Below are 20,364 nucleotides of genomic sequence, written 5' to 3' on the forward strand. Positions count from 1 at the left end.
TTGTCCCTTTCTCTGAGGAGCGCGTCCAGATGGACGAGAAGGAAGTCCTGACCCGGTTCAAGAACGGTCATCTGGACCGGGCCCAGGTGGCCGCGCTGCTGACCGGTACCGGCACCGGTGTCGGGAGCGCCGGGAGAGGGGCTACGGCCACCGGCGGCACGGGGGCGGCGCCGGTGGCCTTCCCACGTCCCGGGGCGGGCCCGGAGCTCGCCGCGGACGGGCCGTCCCCCGCCGCGGTGCGCCCGGCCCCGGGCGGCGCGGGCGCCCCGCCCGCCGAGCCGATCGCCGTGGTCGGGATGGCCGGACGCTACCCGGGCTCGCCCGACCTCGCCGCCTTCTGGCGGCGGGTGTGCAAGGGCGAGGGCGGCGCCTCGGTGCCGCCGGCCGGCCGGCCCGGCGACGAGCCGGGCCACTATCTGGAGCGCGTACAGGACTTCGATGCGCAGTTCTTCGGGATCGACCCGCACGAGGCCGCCCTGATGGACCCCCAGGAACGCCTGTTCCTGGAGACGGCCTGGGAAGCCCTGGAGGACGCCGGATGCACCGGAAGCCGCCTGGACGCCCTCACCGCCGCGGACGGGACCGCGCGCAGCGTCGGGGTGTTCACGGGCGCCGGGACCGGTGACTACGCGCTGCTCGCGGCCCGGACCTGGACGCGCGAGTGGCACCGGCAGCTGCCCGGCGGCGGCCACGGGAGCCTGCCCAACCGGTTCTCGTCCCTGGTCGGTCTCACCGGCCCCAGCCAGTCGGTCGACACCGCGGAATCCTCGGTGCTCGTCGCCCTCCATCTCGCGGTCGCCGCCCTGCGCGCCGGCGAATGCGCTGCCGCGCTCGTGGGCGGCGTCCGGCTGCTGCTGCATCCGTCCAGCCGGCGCCCCGGCGCCGGCGAGGGGGTCGGGGCGCTGCTGCTCAAGCCCCTGGCGCGGGCCGTGGCCGACGGGGACACCGTCCACGGCGTGATCCGCGGCAGCGCGGTCGGCCACACCGCGCCGCAGCCGAGCGGCGCCGGCCCCGGCCGCCGCCCCCGGGTCGCGGGCGGACGCACGGACGCCGCCGCGCGCGCCGCCCGGGCCCTGCGCGAGGCCTGCGCCGCCCCCGGCAGCCCCCTGGCTCCGACCGGTCCGACCGCTCCGACCGTCCCGGCGGACGCGTCCGAACAGCGGGTGCTGCGCGCGGCCCTGGAGGCCGCCGGAGTGGACGCCGCCACCGTCGCAGTCAGCGACGACGCCGCATCCGTACGCCCCCTCGTCGGAGCGGCCGGGGCCGCGACCGGGGTCGCCGTACTCACGCGGGCCCTGCTCCAACTGCGCCATCGGGTCCTCGCGCCCGGTGGTGTCCGGGCCGAGGCGCAGGCATGGGAGGGCGAACGGAGTGAGCCCCGCCGGATGTCCGTCGGCGTGTGCGGAGCCGGAGGCGCAGCCGCGCACGTGATCTTGGAGGAATACGTTCCCGGCACCGCGGCAGCTGCGGAAGCTACGGCAGTCGCCGACGCGGAGCGGTCCCCGGTCGCCCGGGAGCTCTTCGTGCTCTCCGCGCCCACCCCCGCCCATCTGGCCGCGACCGCGGGGCGCTTCGTCGACCTGCTGACCGGAGCGGCCCCGGTGCCGCCCCTGGCGGTCCTGGCCCGCGCCCTGCGCACCGGCCGGGCGGCGATGGACTGCCGGTTCGCGGTCGTCGTCGGCGACACGGGAGAACTGGTGCGGGCCCTGGAGCAGTTCGCGGCGGGCGCCGCCCCGTGCGCCGATCTGCGTGACGGGGGCGCCGACCCGCTGGACCTGGGCGGGGTACCGGAGACCGGCGACTACCTCGCCGCGCTCTGGCAGGCCGGGCACCTGGACCAGGTGCGGGGCCTGTGGCTGTCGGGACTGGACGTCGACTGGGCCGAGCTGGAGCAGGCCGACGGGGCGGGCACCGTGGCGGTGCCGCTTCCCGCGTCCGCGTTCCTGCGCACCCCGCTGTGGCTGGGCGGCCAGAAGGGGCCGGCATGACCGCGCCCGCTCCCCGCCCCGCGGGCCACGACGAGAGCGGTCCGGCCCCGATCAAGCTGTGGTTCTGCCCCAACGAGGACCTCGCGCCCGGGATCGCCGCCACGCTGGCCGCGTACTGGCTGGACGAACACGAGCAGGAGGTGGCCGGGCGCTTCCTCTTCGAACGCGACCGCCGCCAGTACCTCGTCGCCCACGCCCTGGTGCGCCGGGTGCTGGCGCTGGAGACCGGAATCCCCGAGGCCGAGGCCATCATCTGGCGCTCCGCGCGCGGGCGGCCGTTCCTCCAGTCGCCCGCCGGAGGGCTCCCGCGCGGCGCCGGCGCACTGGACTTCAACCTCTCGCACGCCCGGGCGTACAACCTGCTGGGCGTCTCCCGCGACCAGCGCATCGGTGTGGACGTGGAACGGTTGGACCGGGGCGAACTCGGTCTGGACAACGTCATCGTGACGTTCGCCCCCGAGGAGCAGGAATGGATCGCCCACGCTGCCCCCGGGCGGCCGCGCGACCGGCGGGCCCTGCGGCTGTGGACGCTGAAGGAGGCCTACTCCAAGGCCCGTGGCCTCGGACTCGGCCTGCCCTTCGACTCCTTCGTGTTCACCCTGGCCGAAGACCGGGGCGTGCTGTCCTTCCGGCCGCCCGCCGACGACACGGCCGACCGCTGGCGGTTCCTGGAGATCGAGCCGGTACCCGATGTGCTGGCGGCGGTCGCGGTGGAGGTCGATGCGGAGAACCCGCCGACCGTCCATCTGCACCACGGATTTCCCTGGGGCCGGGCCGCTCCGCGTCGCCTGGTCCTGCCGGAAATCGTCGGAGCCTGAGCCGAGCGGGGAAATCCCCGAGGTCATATCCGGCCGGAAATGTGCCACCGCTGGAACATCCCTGGAGAACGTATCGACCGGATTCCCGCGCAATTCCTTCCCTGCGGGAATCCGGTCAGCGTGAGGCCCATCCCGCGGCAGCGCCCGCGGAGACTCCGGACAGCAGTTGGAAACGGCGCACGAGTTCGTCCTGCTCGCGGCTGAGGATGTCGATGCGCGCCCTCAGCCGGGCGATTTCCCCACCCAGCTCCAGCACGGCCGCGTCCCGGGCGTCGACGTACGCGGTGCCGTAGCCCGGGACGCCGGCGTACGGGGTGTCGGCGTACGGGGTGTCGTAGTGCGGGACGTCCGCGTACGGGGACGGCGCGGCGGCCGGTTCCGGCTCCCGGTGCAGGATCGACTCCATCCGGGCCCGCAGGGCCGGCCCGGGCTCCACGCCGATCTCCCCCAACAGCCGCTGCCGGGCCCGCTCGTACACGCCCAGGGCCTCGGACCGGCGCCCGCACCGGTGCAGGGCGAACATCAGGAGGTCGTAGAAGCGTTCTCGAGTGGGGTGGGCGACCGTGAGCCGTTCCAATTCCCCGGTGACTTCCGCGTGCCGGCCCCCGCGCAGCTTCGCCTCGTAGAACGTCTCCAGGGCGGTCAGCCGGCCCTGCTCCAGTCGCTCCGCCTCGTGTGCGCAGATCTGGCCGCGCCCGCTGCCCTCCAGCGCGGGCCCGCGCCACAGTTCCAGGGCCCGGTGCAGGAGGTCCGCGGCGTGCGCGGGGTCGGCGACGACCGCCGCCCGGCCCTCCAGGGAGAGCCGTTGGAAGCGCTGGGCGTCCGTGCTCGCCGAACCGAGCCGCAGCAGGTAGCCGAGCGGGTGCGTGGCGATCCGGGCCCGGTCGGGGCCCTCCTCGCCGTGGCCCGGCAGCAGCCGGCGCAGCCTTGCCACATGGGCCTGGAGGGCGTTGGCCGCGCCCGCGGGCGGCCGGTCCCCCCACAGCTCGTCGATGAGCCGGTCGGCGGAGAGCACCTCCCCGGCCCGGACGACCAGGGCCGCGAGCAGGGCGCGCTGCTTGGCGCCGGACGGCGCGATCCGGGCGCCCGACCGGGGGTCGTACAGCTCGACGGGGCCCAGGACGCGGAAGTCCAGACCCTCGCCCTCCCGTGCGTCCGATTCCATCGGTGACCCCTCCCGGCGATCTGGTGGGAATCGCGGAAAGACCTGCAGAGACCGGGCGTCGAATTACACCCCGGCCGTCATCCCCGCTGGGAATCTAGCAGCTTTAGTGACGTGCGAAAACGTCGGAGTTGGAGACGTGCTCGACAGGTACTCAAGGAATTCGGGACGTTGCCCTGTGTCCCGCTACTGTGCCTCAGTCGAAGGCTTGAAATCGATGGGAACTCGACGACGTGCGGAGGAAACCGTGAAGATTCAGGTTCTGGGTCCGTTGAGTGCCGAAGTCAACGGGGGCTCGATTGTTCCGACGGCTGGCAAGCCACGCCAGATTCTGGCGTTGCTCGCGCTCTACCCGGGGCGGGTGATGCCCGTACCGACCCTGATGGAGGAGGTCTGGGGCACCGACCTGCCGCAGAGCGCGCTCACCACCTTGCAGACCTACATACTCCAACTGCGCAGGAGGCTCGGCACGGCCATGGGGCCGGGCGATCCGGGCGGGGCCAAGGAGGTCCTGGCCACGCGGCACGGCGGCTATCTGCTCCAGATCGCCCCGGAAAGCGTGGACGTCCACGAGTACGAGCGGCTCGTGGCCGACGGACAAGGCGCCTTCGAGGAGGGCGACGACGAACGCGCGGCAGCCAAGCTGCGCCAGGCGCTCGCACTCTGGCAGGGCCCGGCCCTGGTCGACGTCCGCGTGGGCCCGATCCTGGAGATCGAGGTCATGCGGCTGGAGGAGAGCCGGCTGGTGACTGTCGAGCGGCGCATCGACGTCGACCTGCGACTGGGACGGCACACCGAGCTCATCGCCGAGCTCACCGAGCTGATCGCCCGGCACCCGCAGCACGAAGGGCTCCACTCGCAGGCGATGGTGGCGCTCTACCGCTCCGGCCGGCAGGCCACGGCGCTCGACGTCTACCGGCGGCTGCGGCTGCGCCTCATCGAGGACCTCGGGGTCGAGCCCTCACCGCAGTTGCAGCGCCTGCACCAGGCGATGCTGACGGTCGATCCGGCACTGGACGTGGTGGCGGGCCCGCGACGGGGCTCCACGTTCGACCTGTACGCGGCCTGACATGCCCACCAAACCCGCGGACCGTGGCCTCGGCCACGGTCCGCGGCGGTGTGACCGGAGCCTCGGGCACGCTCCAGCGGACCTCTAGCCGGGCTGGTCAGGGTGGGGTGGTTACGGTGGGCGAGGAAGGACGGGGCATGGCACGGGAACAGGACGTGCGGCTGGTGTGCTTCGCGCACGCGGGAGCCGGGATCTCGGCCTTCCACCGCTGGAGCGAACTGCTCGGCCCCGGTGTCAGGCCCGAGCCGCAGTTGCTGCCCGGCCGCGACGGACGGCGCCGCGAGCCGCGCGTGACCACGCGGGAGGCGCTCCTCGACGACCTGCGCCACCTGTTCAAGGAGCAGCCGCCCGGCCCGTACGTCCTGTACGGGCACAGCCTGGGCGGGCTGATCGCCTACACCCTCACCCGGGCGCTCTACGCGGCGGGACTGCCGCTGCCCGCGCTGCTGGCCATCGGCGCCTGCCCGCCGCCCGACGCGTTCGGGAAACTGGCCCGCGCCAGCGACGCCTCCGACGACGAACTTCAGCGCGTACTGGAGGACTTCGACGGCCTGCCCGCCGGCACCGATGCGAGCATGCTGCACCGCTTCGTCTTCCCCGTGCTCCGCGACGACCTGCGGCTGGCCGCGGACCTGCGCGCCGCTGCCGTCGACGCCTCCGGCCCCTCCGGCGCCGCGGTTCCCGTCCCGATGCTGGTCGTCGCCGGCAGTGAGGACCCGGTGGGACCCGTCGAGCTGCTCCGGCGCTGGCGCGGCTGGACCACGGGCCGATTCGAGGTGCGCACCGTGTCCGGCGGACACTTCTTCGTACGTGATGGCGAACTGCCCGAACTGCTCGGGCAGGCCTGCCGGGCAGTGGGGCGGTCCGAGCAGTGAGACGGGTCGTCATCACCGGCATCGGGGTGATCGCCCCGGGCGGTGGCGGCACCACGGGGTTCTGGTCGCTGCTGACCTCCGGACGCTCCGCCACCCGGGCCGTGACCTCCTTCGACGCGCGGCCACTGCGCTCGCGCGTCGCCGCCGAGATCGACTTCGACGCCCATGAGTACGGGCTGCCCGCCGGGCCGGCAACGGAACTCGCCCGCGTCGCGCAGTTCGCCCTGGCCGGTGCCCGCACGGCGCTCGCCGACAGCGGGGCGGCGCCGACGCTCGACCCGGTGCGCACCGGGGTCGCCCTCGGCAGCGCGCTCGGCTGCGCCTCCGAACTGAGCCTGGAGTACGCGGTGGCCAGCGACGTCGGCGCCCGCTGGCTGGTCGACCACACCCGGGCGGTACCCCATCTGTACGACTACGTCGTACCCGGTTCGCTGGCCGCAGAGGTGGCCCGCGACGCGGGCGCCCAGGGCCCCGTCGCCTTCCTCGGCGGTGGCTGCACGGCCGGTCTGGACGCGCTCGGCCACGGCGCCGACCTGATTCGGGAGGGGAGCGCCGACGTGGTCCTCGCCGGGGCCACCGAGGCGCCGATCTCCCCGGTCACCATGGCCTGCTGCGACACCGTACGCATCACCTCGCGGCGCAACGCGGAACCCGGAAGCGCCGCCAGGCCCTTCGACCGGACCCGCGACGGCTTCGTTCTCGGCGAGGGCGCGGCCGTCCTGGTCCTGGAGGAACGGGAGCGGGCCCGACGCCGCGGCGCCCGGACCTACGCGGAGGTCTCCGGCTACGCGAGCCGGGCCGGCGCCACGCACATGACCGGGCTGAGCCCTGACGGCGCGGCACTGGCCGCCGCCATCGGGGCCGCGCTCGACGAGGCCCGGCTGGACCCGTCCGCCGTCGAATGGGTCAGTGCCCACGGCTCGGGCACCCGGCAGAGCGACCTGCACGAGACCGCGGCCATCAAGCGCGCGCTGGGCCGGCACGCCCACCACGTGCCCGTCAGCGCGATCACCTCGATGACCGGATACCCGCTGGGCGCGGTCGGTGCCTTCCAGGCCGCCGCCGGGGCGTTGACGATCCGGTACGGGATCGTGCCGCCCACCGCGCACCTACGGGTGCCCGATCCGGAATGCGATCTCGACTACGTCCCCGGGGGCGCCCGGGACCAGCACACGAGCTCGGTGCTGGCCCTCGGCAGCGGATTCGGCGGGTTCCAGAGCGCACTGGTACTGACCCGGCCGGAGCTCGACTGACCGGCCCGCCCTGCCCCCGTAGTGTCGGCGGCACTGGACCGGGGGCGGTCACCCGGGCGGCCCAGGAGCCGAACCGGCGGCGCCGGGCCTCGGTCGCGTGGCCGTCCACCGGGTGCAGCGGGTGCGGCGGATACAGGCGCGGGCGACGTGCGGGGCGGGCGGGGTGGTAGCCGTCGGGTCCGGCTGCCTCGCGGCGGGCGTCCGGACCGATCCTGTGGTGCTCCTTGAGCACTCTTCGAACTTCCTTCAAGTGCCGATGCCGACGGTGGTAGCCGACCACATCCGCCGACGCCGCGCCGTGCGAGCGACCAGCGACCGCCCGAGACCCCCGCCCGACCGCCCAAGACCCCGCCCGACCGCCCGACCAGTGAGGACAGCCGTGCCGCGATTCACGTATCCCGAACTCCCGCTGGACGCCCTGCTGCGCCGGGCCGCCGTCCGGGATCCCGGCGGCTGTGCCATCCGTACCGACGCCGGTGCGGTCACCTTCGCCGAACTCGACGACCGGGCCGACCGGTACGCGGCCTACCTGGAGGACCGGCTCGGCCGCCGTGGTGCCCGCGTCGGTGTCGCCAACGTCCTCGACGCGGAATTCGCCGCCGCTTACTACGGGACCGTCCGCAGCGGCAACACGGTCGTCCTGGTCAACCCGCTGATCAAGGAGGCGGGCCTGGTTCACGTCTGCGCCACGGCCGAGGTGGAGGTGGCCCTGGTACCGGCGGCGACGGCCGAACTGCTCGCCAAGGCGCGCGGCCAACTGCCGGCCCTCGTCGAGATCGTGGTGACGGACGCCGTCGACGCAGTGGTCCCCGCCGATACCGTGCCGCTGGCCGTGGCTCTGGCGCAGGCGCCCACCGCGGGCCACGGGCACGCCGGACGCGGCGCCGGCACCACCGACCTGGACGCCGACGCCTGCATCCAGTTCACGACGGGCACCACGGGCCGCCCCCGCGGCGTCCGGCTCAGCCACCGCAACCTCGTGGCCAACGCCGCTCAGATCGCGGCTGCGCACGGCCTCGGCAGCGACAGCGTGACCCTGAACCACCTGCCGCTCTACCACGTCATGCACCTCAACTCGGCCGTGTACGCGGGCGCCCGCCAGATGCTGTGCACCGACCCGTCGCCGAAGGCCGCCCTCGACCTGGCTGCACGTACCGCCGCCACCCACTTCTACGGGCTGCCGGCTCGGCTGCACCAGCTCGCCGCAGCTATCCGCCTCGGCGAGGAGCAGGGCACCGGCCGGCCCGCCCTGCCCGCCGGGCTGCGCCTGAAGGCCGTCCTGTGCGGCGGTACCGCGCTGGCCCCCGCCGCGACCCGGGAGCTCCAGGACTGGCTCGGGGTCCCCGTCGTCCAGGGCTACGGGATGGCCGAACTCTCCCCGCTGGCCCACAGCCAGGACCTCGCGCACCCGGTGGCCGGCTCGGTCGGCACCCCCGTCCCGGGCACCCGGTGCAGGATCGTCGACCTCGTCACCCGGGCGCCGGTCGATGTGTACAGCACCGGAGAGGTTCAGGTCCGCGGACCGCAACTGATGACCGGATACCTCGGCGAGGGCAGTTCGGGGCACGTGGACGCCGAGGGCTGGTTCTCCACCGGGGACGTCGGCTACGTCACGCCGGACGAGGTCCTGTTCCTGGTGGACCGGCTCGGCGACGTCTTCAAGTACGACAACGAGCTCGTCTCCCCGACCGCCGTGGAGCAGATCGTCTGCGAAGACCCGCGCGTCGCGGACTGCGTCGTCGTGGGCCTGCCCGACTCGGTGCACGGGGCCGTGGTGTGGCTCGGATTGGTGCTGCGCGACCCGACCGCCCCGGGGCTGCTCGACGTCGTCGACTCCATCGTGGGTCAGGCCAACGAGCGGCTCGCGCCCTTCGAGCAGATCCGCCGCGTCGAGGTCATCGGCTCCGTTCCGCGCACCCCCGTCGGCAAGCCGGAGCGCCGCTGCCTGCGCCGCACCCTCCACGACCGGGCGGCGGCCGAGGCCGCCGCCTGAGACCCCAACCGTCCCACCACCACACCCCCGACCCGAGGAGCGACCACCATGGTCACCTTCGTCAACAAGCCGACCGTGCAGGGTGACACCGACGGGTTCCCGGCCGCCGAGGAACAGATCACCGCGGCCCCGAGCGCCCAGCCCGGCGCCCGCCCGGAACCGGCGGGTTCCGGTGTCTGATCGGGTGCCGGCTCCGGCCCAGGTCCTGGTCGTCGGCGCCGGGCCGGTGGGTCTGACGGCCGCCCACGAACTGGCCCGCAGGGGCCTGCGGGTGCGGTTGGTCGACGGCGCCGACGGCCCCGCCCGGACGAGCCGCGCGGTGGCCGTGCACCCGCGCACCCTGGAGACCTTCGACCAGATGGGCGTCGTGGCGCCGGTGATCGATGCCGGGCGCCGCAACCGCGCCTTCACGATGTACGCGCGCGGGCGCAGGCTGGTGCGGCTGGAGGCCGACTACGCCACCATGCCCACCCGCTACCCGTACACGGTGATCATCGAGCAGACCCGCACCGAGGCCGTGCTGCGCGAGGCCGTGGCCCGGCTCGGCGTCCACGTCGAGTGGGGTGTCCGGCTCACCGGGCTCGAACAGGACCGCTCGGGGGTGCGGGCCCGGCTGGAGCGGGCCGACGGTGGGCGCGAGGAGTACGAGGTCCCCTGGCTCGTCGGCTGCGACGGCGGTCACAGCACGGTCCGCAAACAGTTGGGGCTGCCGCTGATCGGCGAGTCCAGCGAGACCTGGGAGCTCGCCGACGCGCCCGTGGTCACCGACCTCCCCCCGGACAGCATCTACTGGGTGCACACCGCCCGGCAGGCCCTGATGATGGTGCCGTACAGCCGGGAGGGGCACTGGCGGCTGCTGGACACCGCGCCCGCCGGCGGAACGGCGGGCGGCACCGCGAGCCGCTTCGGCGCCAAGCTCAGCGCCGGGCTCGGGCAGCCGGTGAGCGTGGGGGAGCCCCAGTGGACCTCCGTCTTCACCTTCCAGCAGCGCATGGTGCCGCGGATGCACGAGGGCCGCTGCTTCGTGGCCGGTGACGCCGCCCACGTGCACAGCCCCGCCTCCGGCCAGGGCATGAACACCGGGGTGCAGGAGGCGTACAACCTGGCGTGGAAGCTGGCCCAGGTCGAGCAGGGCTGGGCGGGTAACGAGCTACTGGCCACGTACGGGCAGGAGCGCGTGCCCGTCGGCAGGGCACTGCTCGACAGCACCCGCAAGGCCACCTGGCTGGTCCAGTTCAAGAACGCCGCGGCCGGGGCGATGCTGCCGGCCGTCTTCGCCGTCATACGGGGCGTGCCGCCGTTGCGCCGGGCCATCCAGCGCAAGGTGCTGGGCGGCATGTCCGGGTTGCGCCTGGCCTATCCGGAGAGCGCCCTGACCACGCCGGGCGTCGCCGGCGTGACCGCGGCGGGTAGCCGCGCCGCCGCTGCTGGCGCCCGTTTCCCGGGGGACCCGGGGGCGGACGCGCTCCAGGCGGAACTGCGCGATACCCGCTGGGCGCTGCTGTACGCGGTGGGCGGCCCCGGCGCGGCCCGCGATGCGGCAGCCGCCGCTGCCGCCGAGCACGGCCCCTGGCTGTCGGTGCGGGTGGTCGGCGCGGTGTCCGGTGGGGATTCCGACGGGGATTTCGAGGGGGATTTCGAGGGGGGGCCCCGCGCACTGGCCGACCCGCACGGCCGGCTGCGCCGGGCGCTGGGCCTGGCGCCCGGCGGCTGGGTGCTGATCCGGCCCGACGGGTACTACGCCGCCGGCGGCCCCTCGCTGACCAGCGAGGCCCTGCGGCGGGCGCTGGCCCCGCTGGGTGTGCCGGCCCGGCCGGGTGCCGATCGGGCCCGGCGCCCCGAGCGGGACGCGGTGCCACCGGTGCGGCCCGCGGCGGCGGGGGTGCGCTGACCCGCGCCCCGGGGCGCCGCCGGCCACGCCCGGTCGCCTCCGGCGGTCACCGGGCCGCGTCGGGCGTCGCCGGGTCGCGTCCGGCGGTCGTCCTGGGTCGCTCCGGGGCTTAGACGCCGATCAGCGAGGCAGGGCGTCGCCGGGTCGCGTCCGGCGGTCGTCCTGGGTCGCTCCGGGCTTAGACGCCGATCAGCGAGGCCAGCCGTGCGGACACGGTGCGCAGGATGGCGTCCTGGTGGTCGCTCAGGAAGAAGTGCCCGCCGGTGAAGACCTCCGCGTGGAAGGCGCCCGTGGTGTGACCCTTCCAGGCCAGCGCCTCCTCGACGGTGACCTTGGGGTCGCTGTCCCCGGTGAACGCCGTCACCGGGCAGCGGACGCTCGCACCGGGCCGGGAGACGTGCGTCTCCACGGCCCGGTAGTCGCCGCGGATCGTGGGCAGCAGCATCGCGCGCACCTCCGGGTCGTCCAGCAGCTCGTTGCCCGCCACGTCGTGGGACTTGATCTCGGCGACCAGTTCGCTGTCGCTCGCCAGGTGCCACCAGCGTTCGCTGCTCCTGACGGTCGAGGGGGCCCGGCGTCCCGAGACGAACAGCTCGACGGGCTGGCGGCCCTGCGCTTCGAGCCGTTGGGCGACCTCGAAGCCGGTGACGGCGCCCATGCTGTGGCCGAAGAGGGCGAGCGGCTTGTCCCGGTACGCCGAGAGCTCCTCGGTGATCCGGTCGGCGAGCGTGGGGATGTCCTCGATCAGCGGCTCCAGGTGCCGGTCCTGCCGGCCCGGATACTGCGCGGCCAGCACCTCGACCGAGGGCGAGAGGGCCCTGGCGACGGGGTAGTAGAAGCTGGCGGAACCGCCGGCGTGCGGCAGGCAGAGCAGGCGTACGGCCGCATCCGGGGCGGGACTGAAAGTGCGGAACCACTCCGCATCGCCGCTGTTCCCGTTCATGAACCCTCCGCTCGCCGCACTCGATGACCGCTTCCAGGGTGCCGGGCGGTGCGGTGGTGCGAAACCCCGGACCGGTGGGGGTGGCCGTCGCCTCGACGCGAGCTCGACCGGGCGTCCGCCGCGCTTCCAGTAGTCCGGGAGAGCCTGTCGACCGCGGGCATCACCGCAGTGCCACGGCCCGTACGACCTGGTCCACCCCCGTCCAGGTCGTACGGGCCGCAGCGCCCGGCCAGGCGCGCCGCAGTAGGTCCGAGGCCGTCGCTCCTCCCCCTGAGGGCCCCGCGACGGCCTCAGGTCGTTTCCCGTGCCGCACAGGCGCCCTTGAGAGCCCCTGGAGCGGTCGAGGGGAGTTCGAGCGGTTCTCCGGCCGCGCCCGTCAATGTCGAGAGCACGGGCGAGAGAGGTTGGGCCGATGACGGGTGAGCGAGTGCACCGCAGGACGTACGCGGTGGACGTGGCCGCGCCGGCAGGCGTGGTCTACGGATTGATCGCGGACACCACCCAGTGGCCGCTGTTCGTGCCGCCGAGCATCCACGTCGAACGACTGGACTTCGACGGGATACGGGACAGGTTCCAGATGTGGGTCACCGCCAACGGGACCGTCACGTCCTGGCTTTCGCGCCGCACCCTGGACGCGCAGGCCCGCAGCATCGACTTCCACCAGGAGGTTCCGGCGGGGCCCGCCCTGTCACTGGGCGGGCGCTGGACGGTCGAGTCGCGGGGCGCCGAGCGTTCCCGGCTGACGCTGGACCACGAGTTCACCGTGGTCGACGACCGGCCCGAGGACGTCTCCTGGGTGGAGCGGGCCACGGACACGAACAGCCGGGCCGAGCTCACCCGGCTCAAGGAGATCGCGGAGTGCTGGACCCGGCTGGACTCCCTGCTGCTGTCCTTCGAGGAGTCCGTCCGCATCAAGGGGCCGGCCGAACTCGTCTACGACTTCCTCTACGGCATTGCCGACTGGCCCGGCCGCGTTCCGTACGTGTCCCGCGCCGACGTCGCCGAAGAGCAGCCCGGCGTACAACGGGTCCGTATGGAGACGCTGTCCGCGGACGGCCCGCCGCAGCACACGGAGGCGGTCCGGATCTGCTTCCCGCACGCGTTCAGGATCGTCCACAAGCACACGGTGACGCCGGTGCTGCTGGAAGCACACACCGGGGAGTGGTCGGTGATCCCCGACGAGACGGGGGTGACGGCCCTCGCCCAGCACAACGTGTTGCTGCGCGAGGAGGCCGTCGAGCCGGTCCTCGGCCGGGGCACCGGAATCGACGAGGCGCGTACGTACGTACGAGAACTCCTCGGCCGGCAGAGCAGCACCGTCCTGAACCTCGCCAAGCAGCACGCGGAATCCGCCATTCGAACCCTGTGAACCGGGAGTTGATCGACGCCATCATGACCATCTCCCTGCACGCCCCGGACGCCCCGTCGGCCGTACCCGACCCGCGCGCCTCCGACGCCGCCTCCGACGCCGCCTCCCGCGGGCACGAGGCGGCGGCGCTGCGCCGCGCGGCCCGGCTGGAGGCCCTCCTCGGTGACCCCCAGGACCCCGCCAACCCGCACGGCATCGCCGCGCTGTGCGCCGCCGACGCCCGGGGCGAACCCCCGGGCGGGACCGAACGGCTGCTGACCGGGACCGGGCTCGCCGCCGAGTTCGTCCCGGCCGAGTTCGGCGGCAACCTCACCCGCGCCGACCTGCTCGCCAAGGTGCTGCGTCCGGTCTTCCGCCGCGACCTGGCCCTCGGCTTCGGCTTCGGCATCACCTCGCTCTTCGCGACCGCGGCCGTCTGGGCCACCGGGAGCGCACGCCAGCGCGAGTGGACCGCGGACCTGCTGCTCGGCGGCGGACGGGCCTCGATCGTCCACCACGAACTCGCCCACGCCAACGCCATCCTGCGCGACGAGCTGGTGGCCACCGCGCAGCCCGGCGGCGGTTACACGCTCGACGGCCGCAAGGACGTGATCATGAACGCGTCGCGGGCGGGCGCGTACGTCGTCTACGCCCGCACCGCGCCCGAGCGCGGTCCGCGCAGCCACTCCGTGCTCCTCCTGGACCCCGATGCGCTGCCCGCCGACGGCGTCCGCAAGCTGTCCCGGGTGCCGACCCCCGGGATGCGCGGCGCGCTCTTCTCCGGCCTGGAGTTCACGCACTGCCCGGTCCCAGGAGACGCGCTCGTCGGCCGTCCGGGCGAAGGCGTTTCCCTGGCGCTGCGGACCTTCCAGGTCAACCGCTGCCTCATCCCGGGCGTCGCCATCGCAGCCGCCGACACCGTACTGCGCTCGGCCGTGCGCGCCGCGTCCACCGGACGCACCGCACCCGTGGCCCGGCGTTGGCACAGGCCGCTCGCCGGGGTCTTCGCCGACATCCTCGCCTGCGACAGCATGGCCACGGTCGCGCTGCGCTCGCTCAGCCTGCTGCCCGAGCGCGCCCACATCCTGGCCGCGGCGGTCAAGTACGTGGTGCCGGACCTGCTGCGCGAGGACCTGGAGGAACTCGCCACCGTCCTCGGCGCACACGGCTACGAACACGGCAGCGCGCAGTACGGGTCACTCGACAAACTCGTACGGGACCTCCCGGTCGCCGGCCTCGGCCACGCCGGCACCGCCGCCTGCCACGCCGTCATCGTGCCCCAGCTGCGCACCCTCGCCGAGCGGTCCTGGTTCCTCGCCGAGGAGCCGCCGCCCGAGCTGTTCCGCAGCGGGGCGGCCCTGCCCGTGCTCGACTACCGGCTGCTGGGCATCGCCAGTGGTGAGGACCTCCTGTCCGCCTCGCTCGTCGGCTCGGCCGCGCGCCTCGCCGGCACCAGGGGCGTCGGCGGCCATCTGGCCCTGCTCAGCGACCTCGCCGAGGGCTTCGTCAACGAACTGCGGGCGCTGCGCGCCGAGTGCGCGGCCCTGCCCGCCCAACGGGCCGCCCTGATGGACCCGGCCGTCGTGATCCTCAGCGACCGGTACGCCCTGGTGCAGGCCGCTGCCGCCGTGCTCGGCATCTGGGAGGGGCAGGACGGCGGCGACGCCTTCCTCGCCGACCCGGCCTGGGCGGTCCTCGCGCTGTCCCGGCTCGCGGGCCGTCTGGGCATCGTCGTACCGGAGGTGCCCGACAGCGTGTCGCAGCAGGTGCTGGAGGAACTGGTCCGCCGCTACCGCGCGGGCCGTAGCTGCGACCTCGACGGCATCGAGCTCAGCCAGTGACCGCCGTTGCTGCCGACACCGCCGCCCTGGCCGACCTCGGCCCCGCCGACCCGGCGCGCCCCGGACGCGCCCAGGGAGGGAACCGCACCATGCCCCACCCGTTCACACCGGACGGGCGGGCCCTCGCGCCTCCCGTCCACGTCCCCGGCCCGGGCGGGCCCTGGGAGACGGTGTGCGAGAACCTCGAACGCGACGGCAGCGCCGTCGTGTTCGCCACCTGGGGCGAGTGGCTGACCGCGGCCCTCTCGGAGGCGGGGCTGCGCGCGCTGCTCGGCCGTGACTGGCAGCGCTACCGGCGTACGGAGGACGCGGCGATCCGCTACCGCTTCGTCACGTCCCGCATGGTCATGAAGTACACGGCTGCCGCGGCCTTGAGGACGCAGCCGGCACTGCTCGATCTCGCGTACAAAATCGGTGGAAGACCGTACATCCGCGGATTCGACCAGATCGACGTCAGCCTGAGCCACACCGACGACCTGATCGTGGTCGGCGTCAGCAGGACCGGACGGATCGGCGTCGACGCCGAATCCGCGGGCCGCAAGATGTCCTTCGAGCTGCTGCACGGGCACGTGTGCACCCCCGCGGAACAGGCGGAGCTCGCCCGGATGTCCCAGGCCCGGCAGACCGCCGAACTGCTGCGGCTGTGGACCCTGAAAGAGGCCTACACCAAGGCCCTCGGGCAGGGACTGCGGCTCGGGTTCACCGAATTCGGCTTCGGCTTGGAGAGCGGTTCCCTGATCGCCCTCGACGGTTCCCCGGCCTCCCACGGCGAATGGGCCTTCGCCACTCACCCGGTGCTCGGCGGGCGCTACCTGGTGAGCGTGGCCTGCCACGACACCGGGCTGGACACCGCCCGCGACACCGCCGTCCACACGATGCTCGACGAGGGCTTCATGGGCGCGGTCGAGGAAGGCCTGGCGAGCGCGTGAAGCGGGCGGAAGGGCGGACGAGTGGCCGGACGGGCGGACCGTGTCAGCGCCGTGTCAGCGCCGTGTGGGTGCCGATCGGATACTCGTTCACCTTTCCATGCCCACATGCATTTCCATGCCCACGCGCAGCCGACCGAGGAGGGAACAGATGGCCGTGCCCGTGACGGTGATCGTTGCTCCCGGCCCGCCACCCTCGCTCGACCTCCACGGTCCGCTCACCCCCCGGATCCTGGAGGCGGCGCTCGCGGCCCTGCCGCCGTGCACGCCCACGCTGCGGCGGCACACCGCGACCCATCACACGCTGCAGCTGCCCCCGCCGCCGTTTCCCGCGGGCATCCTCGCGGATCTACTGGCCGACCTGTCGTCCGGGGGCGCCGCGTCCACCGCGTCCGCACCCGCCCGGATGCCGGTGGACACCGCGGCCGGCCGCTCCGGTGGGGCCGCGGCGCACGATCCCGTCTGCGACTCCCGCCGTGGCGCCGAACGGCAGCCGACGGACCCTTCTTCCTTCTCCTCTTCCGCCGCCTCCCCCGCGGCCCGAGCTGCCGGCCGCACCCCCGCCGTCCCCGCCGCGCCCGCCGCCCCGCTCCAGCGGGACGTCCTGCTCGACGCGCTCACCAACCCCGGCGCCGGGCTGCACGTCGGACAGCTGCACTGGCGCTGGCACGGTCCCCTGGACACCGACCGGTTCACCGCGGCCTGGCAGTCGCTCGCCGACCGCGAACCGGTGCTGCGTGCGGCCCTCGCCCGACCCGTACGCGATGCCGGCCCGCAGATCGCCGTCCACCCGTACGCCGCGGTGGAGGTGCTGCGCCACCGTCCCGGCGCCGCGGACTGGGACGCCCTGCTGGCCGCCGAACGTGCCCGCTCCTTCGACCTGCGCCGCCCCGGACCCCTGCGGATCGCCCTCCTGGACGAACCCCCGACCGGGGACGGCGGCGAAGCCACGGGCTCCACCCGGGTCCTGATCACCTATCACCAGGCCCTGCTGGACCGGCGCAGCATCCGCATCCTGATGAGCGCCTTCTACCGGGCCTACCTCGCCGACGGGCGGGTGCCCGGCGGACAGCGCCGCCCCGACGTACGCGACCACCTGCACTGGCTGCACGCCCAGGACCTGGGACCCGCCCGCGCGTTCTGGTCGCAGGCAGCGCCCTCGCCCGGCGCCGCGACTCTGCCCGCCCGGCCGGCCGCCCGCTGCACGGGCGAGTTCGGCCACGGCCGGACCCGGCGCATCCTCACCCCCTTCGAGGCGACCCGACTGCGCGACTGGGCCGCCCATTGGGGTGCCACGGAGAGCACCGCACTGCACGCCGCCTGGGCGCTCCAGCTCTACCGGCCGGTCGCCGACCTCGACGCCCACCCGCGCTCCGTCGCCTTCGCCGTCACTGTCTCGGGCCGCGGCATCCCCCTCGAAGGCGTCGAGGCGCTGCCCGCCCCGCTGCGCAACCCGCTGCCCGTGCACCTCGTCGTCGACCCGGCCGCGACCGTACCCCGGCTGCTGGCCGAACTCACCGGTCAGGCACTGGACACCGCGGCCTACGAATGGGTTTCCGCCGGGCAGATCCAGGCCTGGACCGACCGGCACGAGGACCGCCTCACCGAGTCCCTGCTCGTGTTCGAGCCCCCGGCGCCGGCGCTCTTCGGCAGCGGTCGTACCGGTCACCCGGTGTACCGCGAGGACGCCCACCACGAGGAGCTCGCCGCCGAGGGCGTCCGAGTGGATCCGCCCGAGGCCGTCGGCCCGTACACCGCGGCGCCCTTCACCCTCACCGCCCACCACGAAGCGGACGGCTCCCTGGTGCTGAGCGCCGTGCACGACCGCACCCGTTTCTCCGACGACGCGGCCTCGCTGATCCTGTCGCAGACCGCGGACCTGCTGCGCGAACTCCCCTGCTCGGTCGATGCGTCCACGACCGTCGCACAGGCTCTGGGCCTGCTCTCCGGGGACCGCGTGCCCCCGGTCACCATCCGAGCGGCGGGCTCGCTGCACGTGCTGCGCGAAGGCGCCCACCCGGGCGCCGGCACGATCTGCCTGATCCCTCCGCCGGACGCACCGAAGGACTGCTACGAACGGCTCGCCGGCCTCCACCCGGGGCCGGAAGCACTAGCCACCCTGACCGCGCCGGCGGACGAGGCGGACTTCCTGACCGCGCTGCGCCCCGCGTTGGCGACCGGGGAGCCACTCGTCCTGGCCGGCTTCTCGGGAGCGGGCAGCCTCGCCTGCGAGATCGCCGACCGGATCGCCGCCCACGGCTGGTACCCGCCGCTCGTCGCGATCGCGGGCGCCGCCGACGGCGGCCGGAACTCCGCCCGAGCCCTCTCCCGGGCACTCACCTGCGCGACCGCACGGCCCGGCTGAGTCGCCGAGCCGTCCCGCGCTTCACCCCTGTTCCCGGCCACCAGCGGTCTCCCACCGCCGCTCTGCCACGGGCCGAGCGGGCCCTACCAACCTGGAGCACCATGTCACGCCGTCTCTTCACCTCCGAGTCCGTCACCGAGGGCCACCCCGACAAGATCGCTGACCAGATCAGCGACACCATCCTCGACGCGCTGCTGCGCGACGACCCGAGCTCCCGCGTCGCCGTGGAGACGCTCATCACCACCGGCCTCGTGCACATCGCCGGTGAGGTGACCACCAAGACCTATGCCCCGATCGCGCAGCTCGTCCGCGACAAGATCCTGGAGATCGGCTACGACTCGTCCGCCAAGGGCTTCGACGGCGCCTCCTGCGGCGTGTCGGTGTCCATCGGCGCGCAGTCCCCGGACATCGCGCAGGGCGTCGACACCGCGTACGAGAAGCGTGTTGAGGGCGACGAGGACGAACTCGACAAGCAGGGCGCCGGCGACCAGGGCCTGATGTTCGGTTATGCCTGCGACGAGACGCCCGAGCTCATGCCGCTCCCGATCCACATCGCGCACCGGCTCTCGCGCCGCCTGTCCGAGGTCCGCAAGAACGGGACCATCCCGTACCTGCGCCCCGACGGCAAGACCCAGGTCACCATCGAGTACGACGGCGACAAGGCCGTCCGGCTCGACACCGTCGTCGTCTCTTCGCAGCACGCCTCCGACATCGACCTCGACTCGCTGCTCATGCCCGACGTCCGCCACCACGTCGTCGAGCACGTCCTGGCCCAGCTGGCCGAGGACGGCATCAAGCTGGACACCGACGGCTACCGGCTGCTGGTCAACCCGACCGGCCGCTTCGAGATCGGCGGCCCGATGGGCGACGCCGGCCTGACCGGCCGCAAGATCATCATCGACACGTACGGCGGCATGGCCCGCCACGGCGGCGGCGCCTTCTCCGGCAAGGACCCCTCCAAGGTCGACCGCTCCGCCGCGTACGCGATGCGCTGGGTCGCCAAGAACGTGGTCGCCGCCGGCCTCGCCTCGCGCTGCGAGGTCCAGGTCGCGTACGCCATCGGCAAGGCCGAGCCCGTCGGTCTCTTCGTCGAGACCTTCGGCACCGCCAAGGTCGAGGTCCAGAAGATCGAGGACGCCATCGGCCAGGTCTTCGACCTGCGCCCGGCCGCGATCATCCGCGACCTGGACCTGCTGCGCCCGATCTACGCCCAGACCGCGGCGTACGGCCACTTCGGCCGCGAGCTGCCGGACTTCACCTGGGAGCGCACTGACCGCGCCGAGCAGCTCAAGGCAGCGGTCGCCCGCTGACCTTCGTACGACCGCCACCCGAGCCCGCCCCGCCGACGGCGGACAGCGGCCTCCACAGCCCCGACGAGGAAACCAGGTGAGCATCGCGGTGAACGGATCGACTGCTGACATGCACCGGATGCGGGCCGATGCCCTGCGTGAGGCGCTGGCCACCCGTGTGGTGGTGGCTGACGGGGCGATGGGGACGATGCTCCAGGCGCAGGATCCGAGCATGGAGGACTTCGAGCAGCTGGAGGGTTGCAACGAGGTCTTGAACGTGACGCGTCCTGACATCGTGCGTTCGGTGCACGAGGCGTATTTCGCGGTGGGTGTGGACTGTGTCGAGACGAACACGTTCGGTGCGAATTTCGCGGCGTTGGCGGAGTACGACATTGCGGAGCGCAATTTCGAGTTGTCGCAGTCGGGTGCGCGGATCGCGCGTGAGGTCGCGGATGAGTTCACGGTTTCGACGGGGCAGCAGCGTTGGGTGTTGGGTTCGATGGGGCCTGGGACCAAGTTGCCGACGCTGGGGCACATCGATTACGTGACGATCCGTGATGCCTATCAGGTCAACGCGGAGGGCCTGATTTCGGGTGGTGCGGA

General features: G+C 73.7%; 16 protein-coding genes. 14 read left to right on the forward strand and 2 right to left on the reverse strand.

The annotated features are described in order from the left end of the window. The first annotated feature begins 29 nt into the window (after positions 1-29). A complete protein-coding gene (locus tag ABZZ20_RS28935; RefSeq protein WP_356874530.1) occupies positions 30-1,988 on the forward strand; it encodes a polyketide synthase in 1,959 nt (652 codons plus the stop codon). Next, positions 1,985-2,806, forward strand: coding sequence for a 4'-phosphopantetheinyl transferase superfamily protein (locus tag ABZZ20_RS28940; RefSeq protein ID WP_356874532.1), 822 nt, complete (start codon positions 1,985-1,987; stop codon positions 2,804-2,806). Before ABZZ20_RS28935 ends, ABZZ20_RS28940 begins: the two co-directional genes overlap by 4 nt. A gap of 115 nt (positions 2,807-2,921) precedes the next feature. On the opposite strand, the gene ABZZ20_RS28945 is transcribed toward ABZZ20_RS28940, so the two are convergent. Further along, complete coding sequence (locus tag ABZZ20_RS28945; protein WP_356874534.1) at positions 2,922-3,971, reverse strand: AfsR/SARP family transcriptional regulator; 1,050 nt, start codon at positions 3,969-3,971, stop codon at positions 2,922-2,924. Between the two features lie 244 nt (positions 3,972-4,215). Between ABZZ20_RS28945 and ABZZ20_RS28950 the strand changes: the two genes are divergently transcribed. The 6 genes from ABZZ20_RS28950 (at position 4,216) to ABZZ20_RS28975 (ending at position 11,049) form a co-directional block, all read left to right on the forward strand. Further along, positions 4,216-5,037 (forward strand): AfsR/SARP family transcriptional regulator, encoded by an 822-nt coding sequence (locus tag ABZZ20_RS28950; protein ID WP_356874536.1) that lies wholly within the window; start codon positions 4,216-4,218, stop codon positions 5,035-5,037. A 137-nt stretch (positions 5,038-5,174) separates the two neighbouring features. Beyond that, the gene (locus ABZZ20_RS28955) at positions 5,175-5,912 is read left to right on the forward strand and encodes an alpha/beta fold hydrolase (protein WP_356874537.1); all 738 of its coding nucleotides are present in this window, start codon (positions 5,175-5,177) and stop codon (positions 5,910-5,912) included. Continuing rightward, positions 5,909-7,165 carry a beta-ketoacyl-[acyl-carrier-protein] synthase family protein gene (locus ABZZ20_RS28960; protein WP_356874539.1) on the forward strand — a complete coding sequence of 419 codons (1,257 nt, stop codon included), beginning with the start codon at positions 5,909-5,911 and terminating at the stop codon, positions 7,163-7,165. Before ABZZ20_RS28955 ends, ABZZ20_RS28960 begins: the two co-directional genes overlap by 4 nt. A gap of 379 nt (positions 7,166-7,544) precedes the next feature. After that, complete coding sequence (locus ABZZ20_RS28965; protein ID WP_356874541.1) at positions 7,545-9,158, forward strand: class I adenylate-forming enzyme family protein; 1,614 nt, start codon at positions 7,545-7,547, stop codon at positions 9,156-9,158. 48 nt (positions 9,159-9,206) lie between these two features. Continuing rightward, the gene (locus ABZZ20_RS28970; RefSeq protein WP_356874543.1) at positions 9,207-9,338 is read left to right on the forward strand and encodes a hypothetical protein; all 132 of its coding nucleotides are present in this window, start codon (positions 9,207-9,209) and stop codon (positions 9,336-9,338) included. After that, complete coding sequence (locus ABZZ20_RS28975) at positions 9,331-11,049, forward strand: FAD-dependent oxidoreductase (protein WP_356874545.1); 1,719 nt, start codon at positions 9,331-9,333, stop codon at positions 11,047-11,049. Before ABZZ20_RS28970 ends, ABZZ20_RS28975 begins: the two co-directional genes overlap by 8 nt. Before the next feature lie 178 nt (positions 11,050-11,227). Here the strand turns inward: ABZZ20_RS28975 and ABZZ20_RS28980 are convergent, their stop codons facing one another. Further along, complete coding sequence (locus ABZZ20_RS28980; RefSeq protein ID WP_356874547.1) at positions 11,228-11,992, reverse strand: alpha/beta fold hydrolase; 765 nt, start codon at positions 11,990-11,992, stop codon at positions 11,228-11,230. A 412-nt stretch (positions 11,993-12,404) separates the two neighbouring features. On the opposite strand from ABZZ20_RS28980, the gene ABZZ20_RS28985 reads away from it, so the two are divergent. From ABZZ20_RS28985 to ABZZ20_RS29010, 6 genes are all read left to right on the forward strand, one after another. Beyond that, on the forward strand, positions 12,405-13,361 hold the full coding sequence (locus tag ABZZ20_RS28985; RefSeq protein WP_356874548.1) for an aromatase/cyclase: 957 nt from the start codon (positions 12,405-12,407) through the stop codon (positions 13,359-13,361). A 23-nt stretch (positions 13,362-13,384) separates the two neighbouring features. Continuing rightward, entirely contained in the window at positions 13,385-15,181 is a 1,797-nt protein-coding gene (locus ABZZ20_RS28990; RefSeq protein WP_356874550.1) for an acyl-CoA dehydrogenase, read from the forward strand. Beyond that, positions 15,178-16,110, forward strand: coding sequence for a 4'-phosphopantetheinyl transferase superfamily protein (locus ABZZ20_RS28995; RefSeq protein ID WP_356874552.1), 933 nt, complete (start codon positions 15,178-15,180; stop codon positions 16,108-16,110). The genes ABZZ20_RS28990 and ABZZ20_RS28995 overlap by 4 nt, the downstream gene beginning before the upstream one ends. A gap of 148 nt (positions 16,111-16,258) precedes the next feature. Next, positions 16,259-18,472, forward strand: a complete 2,214-nt coding sequence (locus tag ABZZ20_RS29000) for a condensation domain-containing protein (RefSeq protein ID WP_356874554.1) — start codon at positions 16,259-16,261, stop codon at positions 18,470-18,472. A 101-nt stretch (positions 18,473-18,573) separates the two neighbouring features. Further along, positions 18,574-19,782, forward strand: coding sequence for a methionine adenosyltransferase (gene metK, locus ABZZ20_RS29005; RefSeq protein WP_356874556.1), 1,209 nt, complete (start codon positions 18,574-18,576; stop codon positions 19,780-19,782). Positions 19,783-19,891: 109 nt separating this feature from the next. After that, positions 19,892-20,364, forward strand: a 473-nt coding sequence (locus tag ABZZ20_RS29010; protein WP_356874562.1) for a homocysteine S-methyltransferase family protein, incomplete at its 3' end; no start/stop codon positions are given.

The sequence above is a fragment of the Streptomyces sp. NPDC006430 genome (assembly GCF_040612395.1).
In the GTDB taxonomy this organism is placed as follows: Bacteria; Actinomycetota; Actinomycetes; order Streptomycetales; family Streptomycetaceae; genus Streptomyces.

Coding starts and splice junctions, on each gene's coding strand:
- ABZZ20_RS28935 (WP_356874530.1), top strand. CDS start 30: ATGGACGAGAAGGAAGTCCTGACCCGGTTCAAGAACGGTCATCTGGAC.
- ABZZ20_RS28940 (WP_356874532.1), top strand. CDS start 1,985: ATGACCGCGCCCGCTCCCCGCCCCGCGGGCCACGACGAGAGCGGTCCG.
- ABZZ20_RS28945 (WP_356874534.1), bottom strand. CDS start 3,971: ATGGAATCGGACGCACGGGAGGGCGAGGGTCTGGACTTCCGCGTCCTG.
- ABZZ20_RS28955 (WP_356874537.1), top strand. CDS start 5,175: ATGGCACGGGAACAGGACGTGCGGCTGGTGTGCTTCGCGCACGCGGGA.
- ABZZ20_RS28970 (WP_356874543.1), top strand. CDS start 9,207: ATGGTCACCTTCGTCAACAAGCCGACCGTGCAGGGTGACACCGACGGG.
- ABZZ20_RS28980 (WP_356874547.1), bottom strand. CDS start 11,992: ATGAACGGGAACAGCGGCGATGCGGAGTGGTTCCGCACTTTCAGTCCC.
- ABZZ20_RS28985 (WP_356874548.1), top strand. CDS start 12,405: ATGACGGGTGAGCGAGTGCACCGCAGGACGTACGCGGTGGACGTGGCC.
- ABZZ20_RS28990 (WP_356874550.1), top strand. CDS start 13,385: ATGACCATCTCCCTGCACGCCCCGGACGCCCCGTCGGCCGTACCCGAC.
- ABZZ20_RS29000 (WP_356874554.1), top strand. CDS start 16,259: ATGGCCGTGCCCGTGACGGTGATCGTTGCTCCCGGCCCGCCACCCTCG.
- metK (WP_356874556.1), top strand. CDS start 18,574: ATGTCACGCCGTCTCTTCACCTCCGAGTCCGTCACCGAGGGCCACCCC.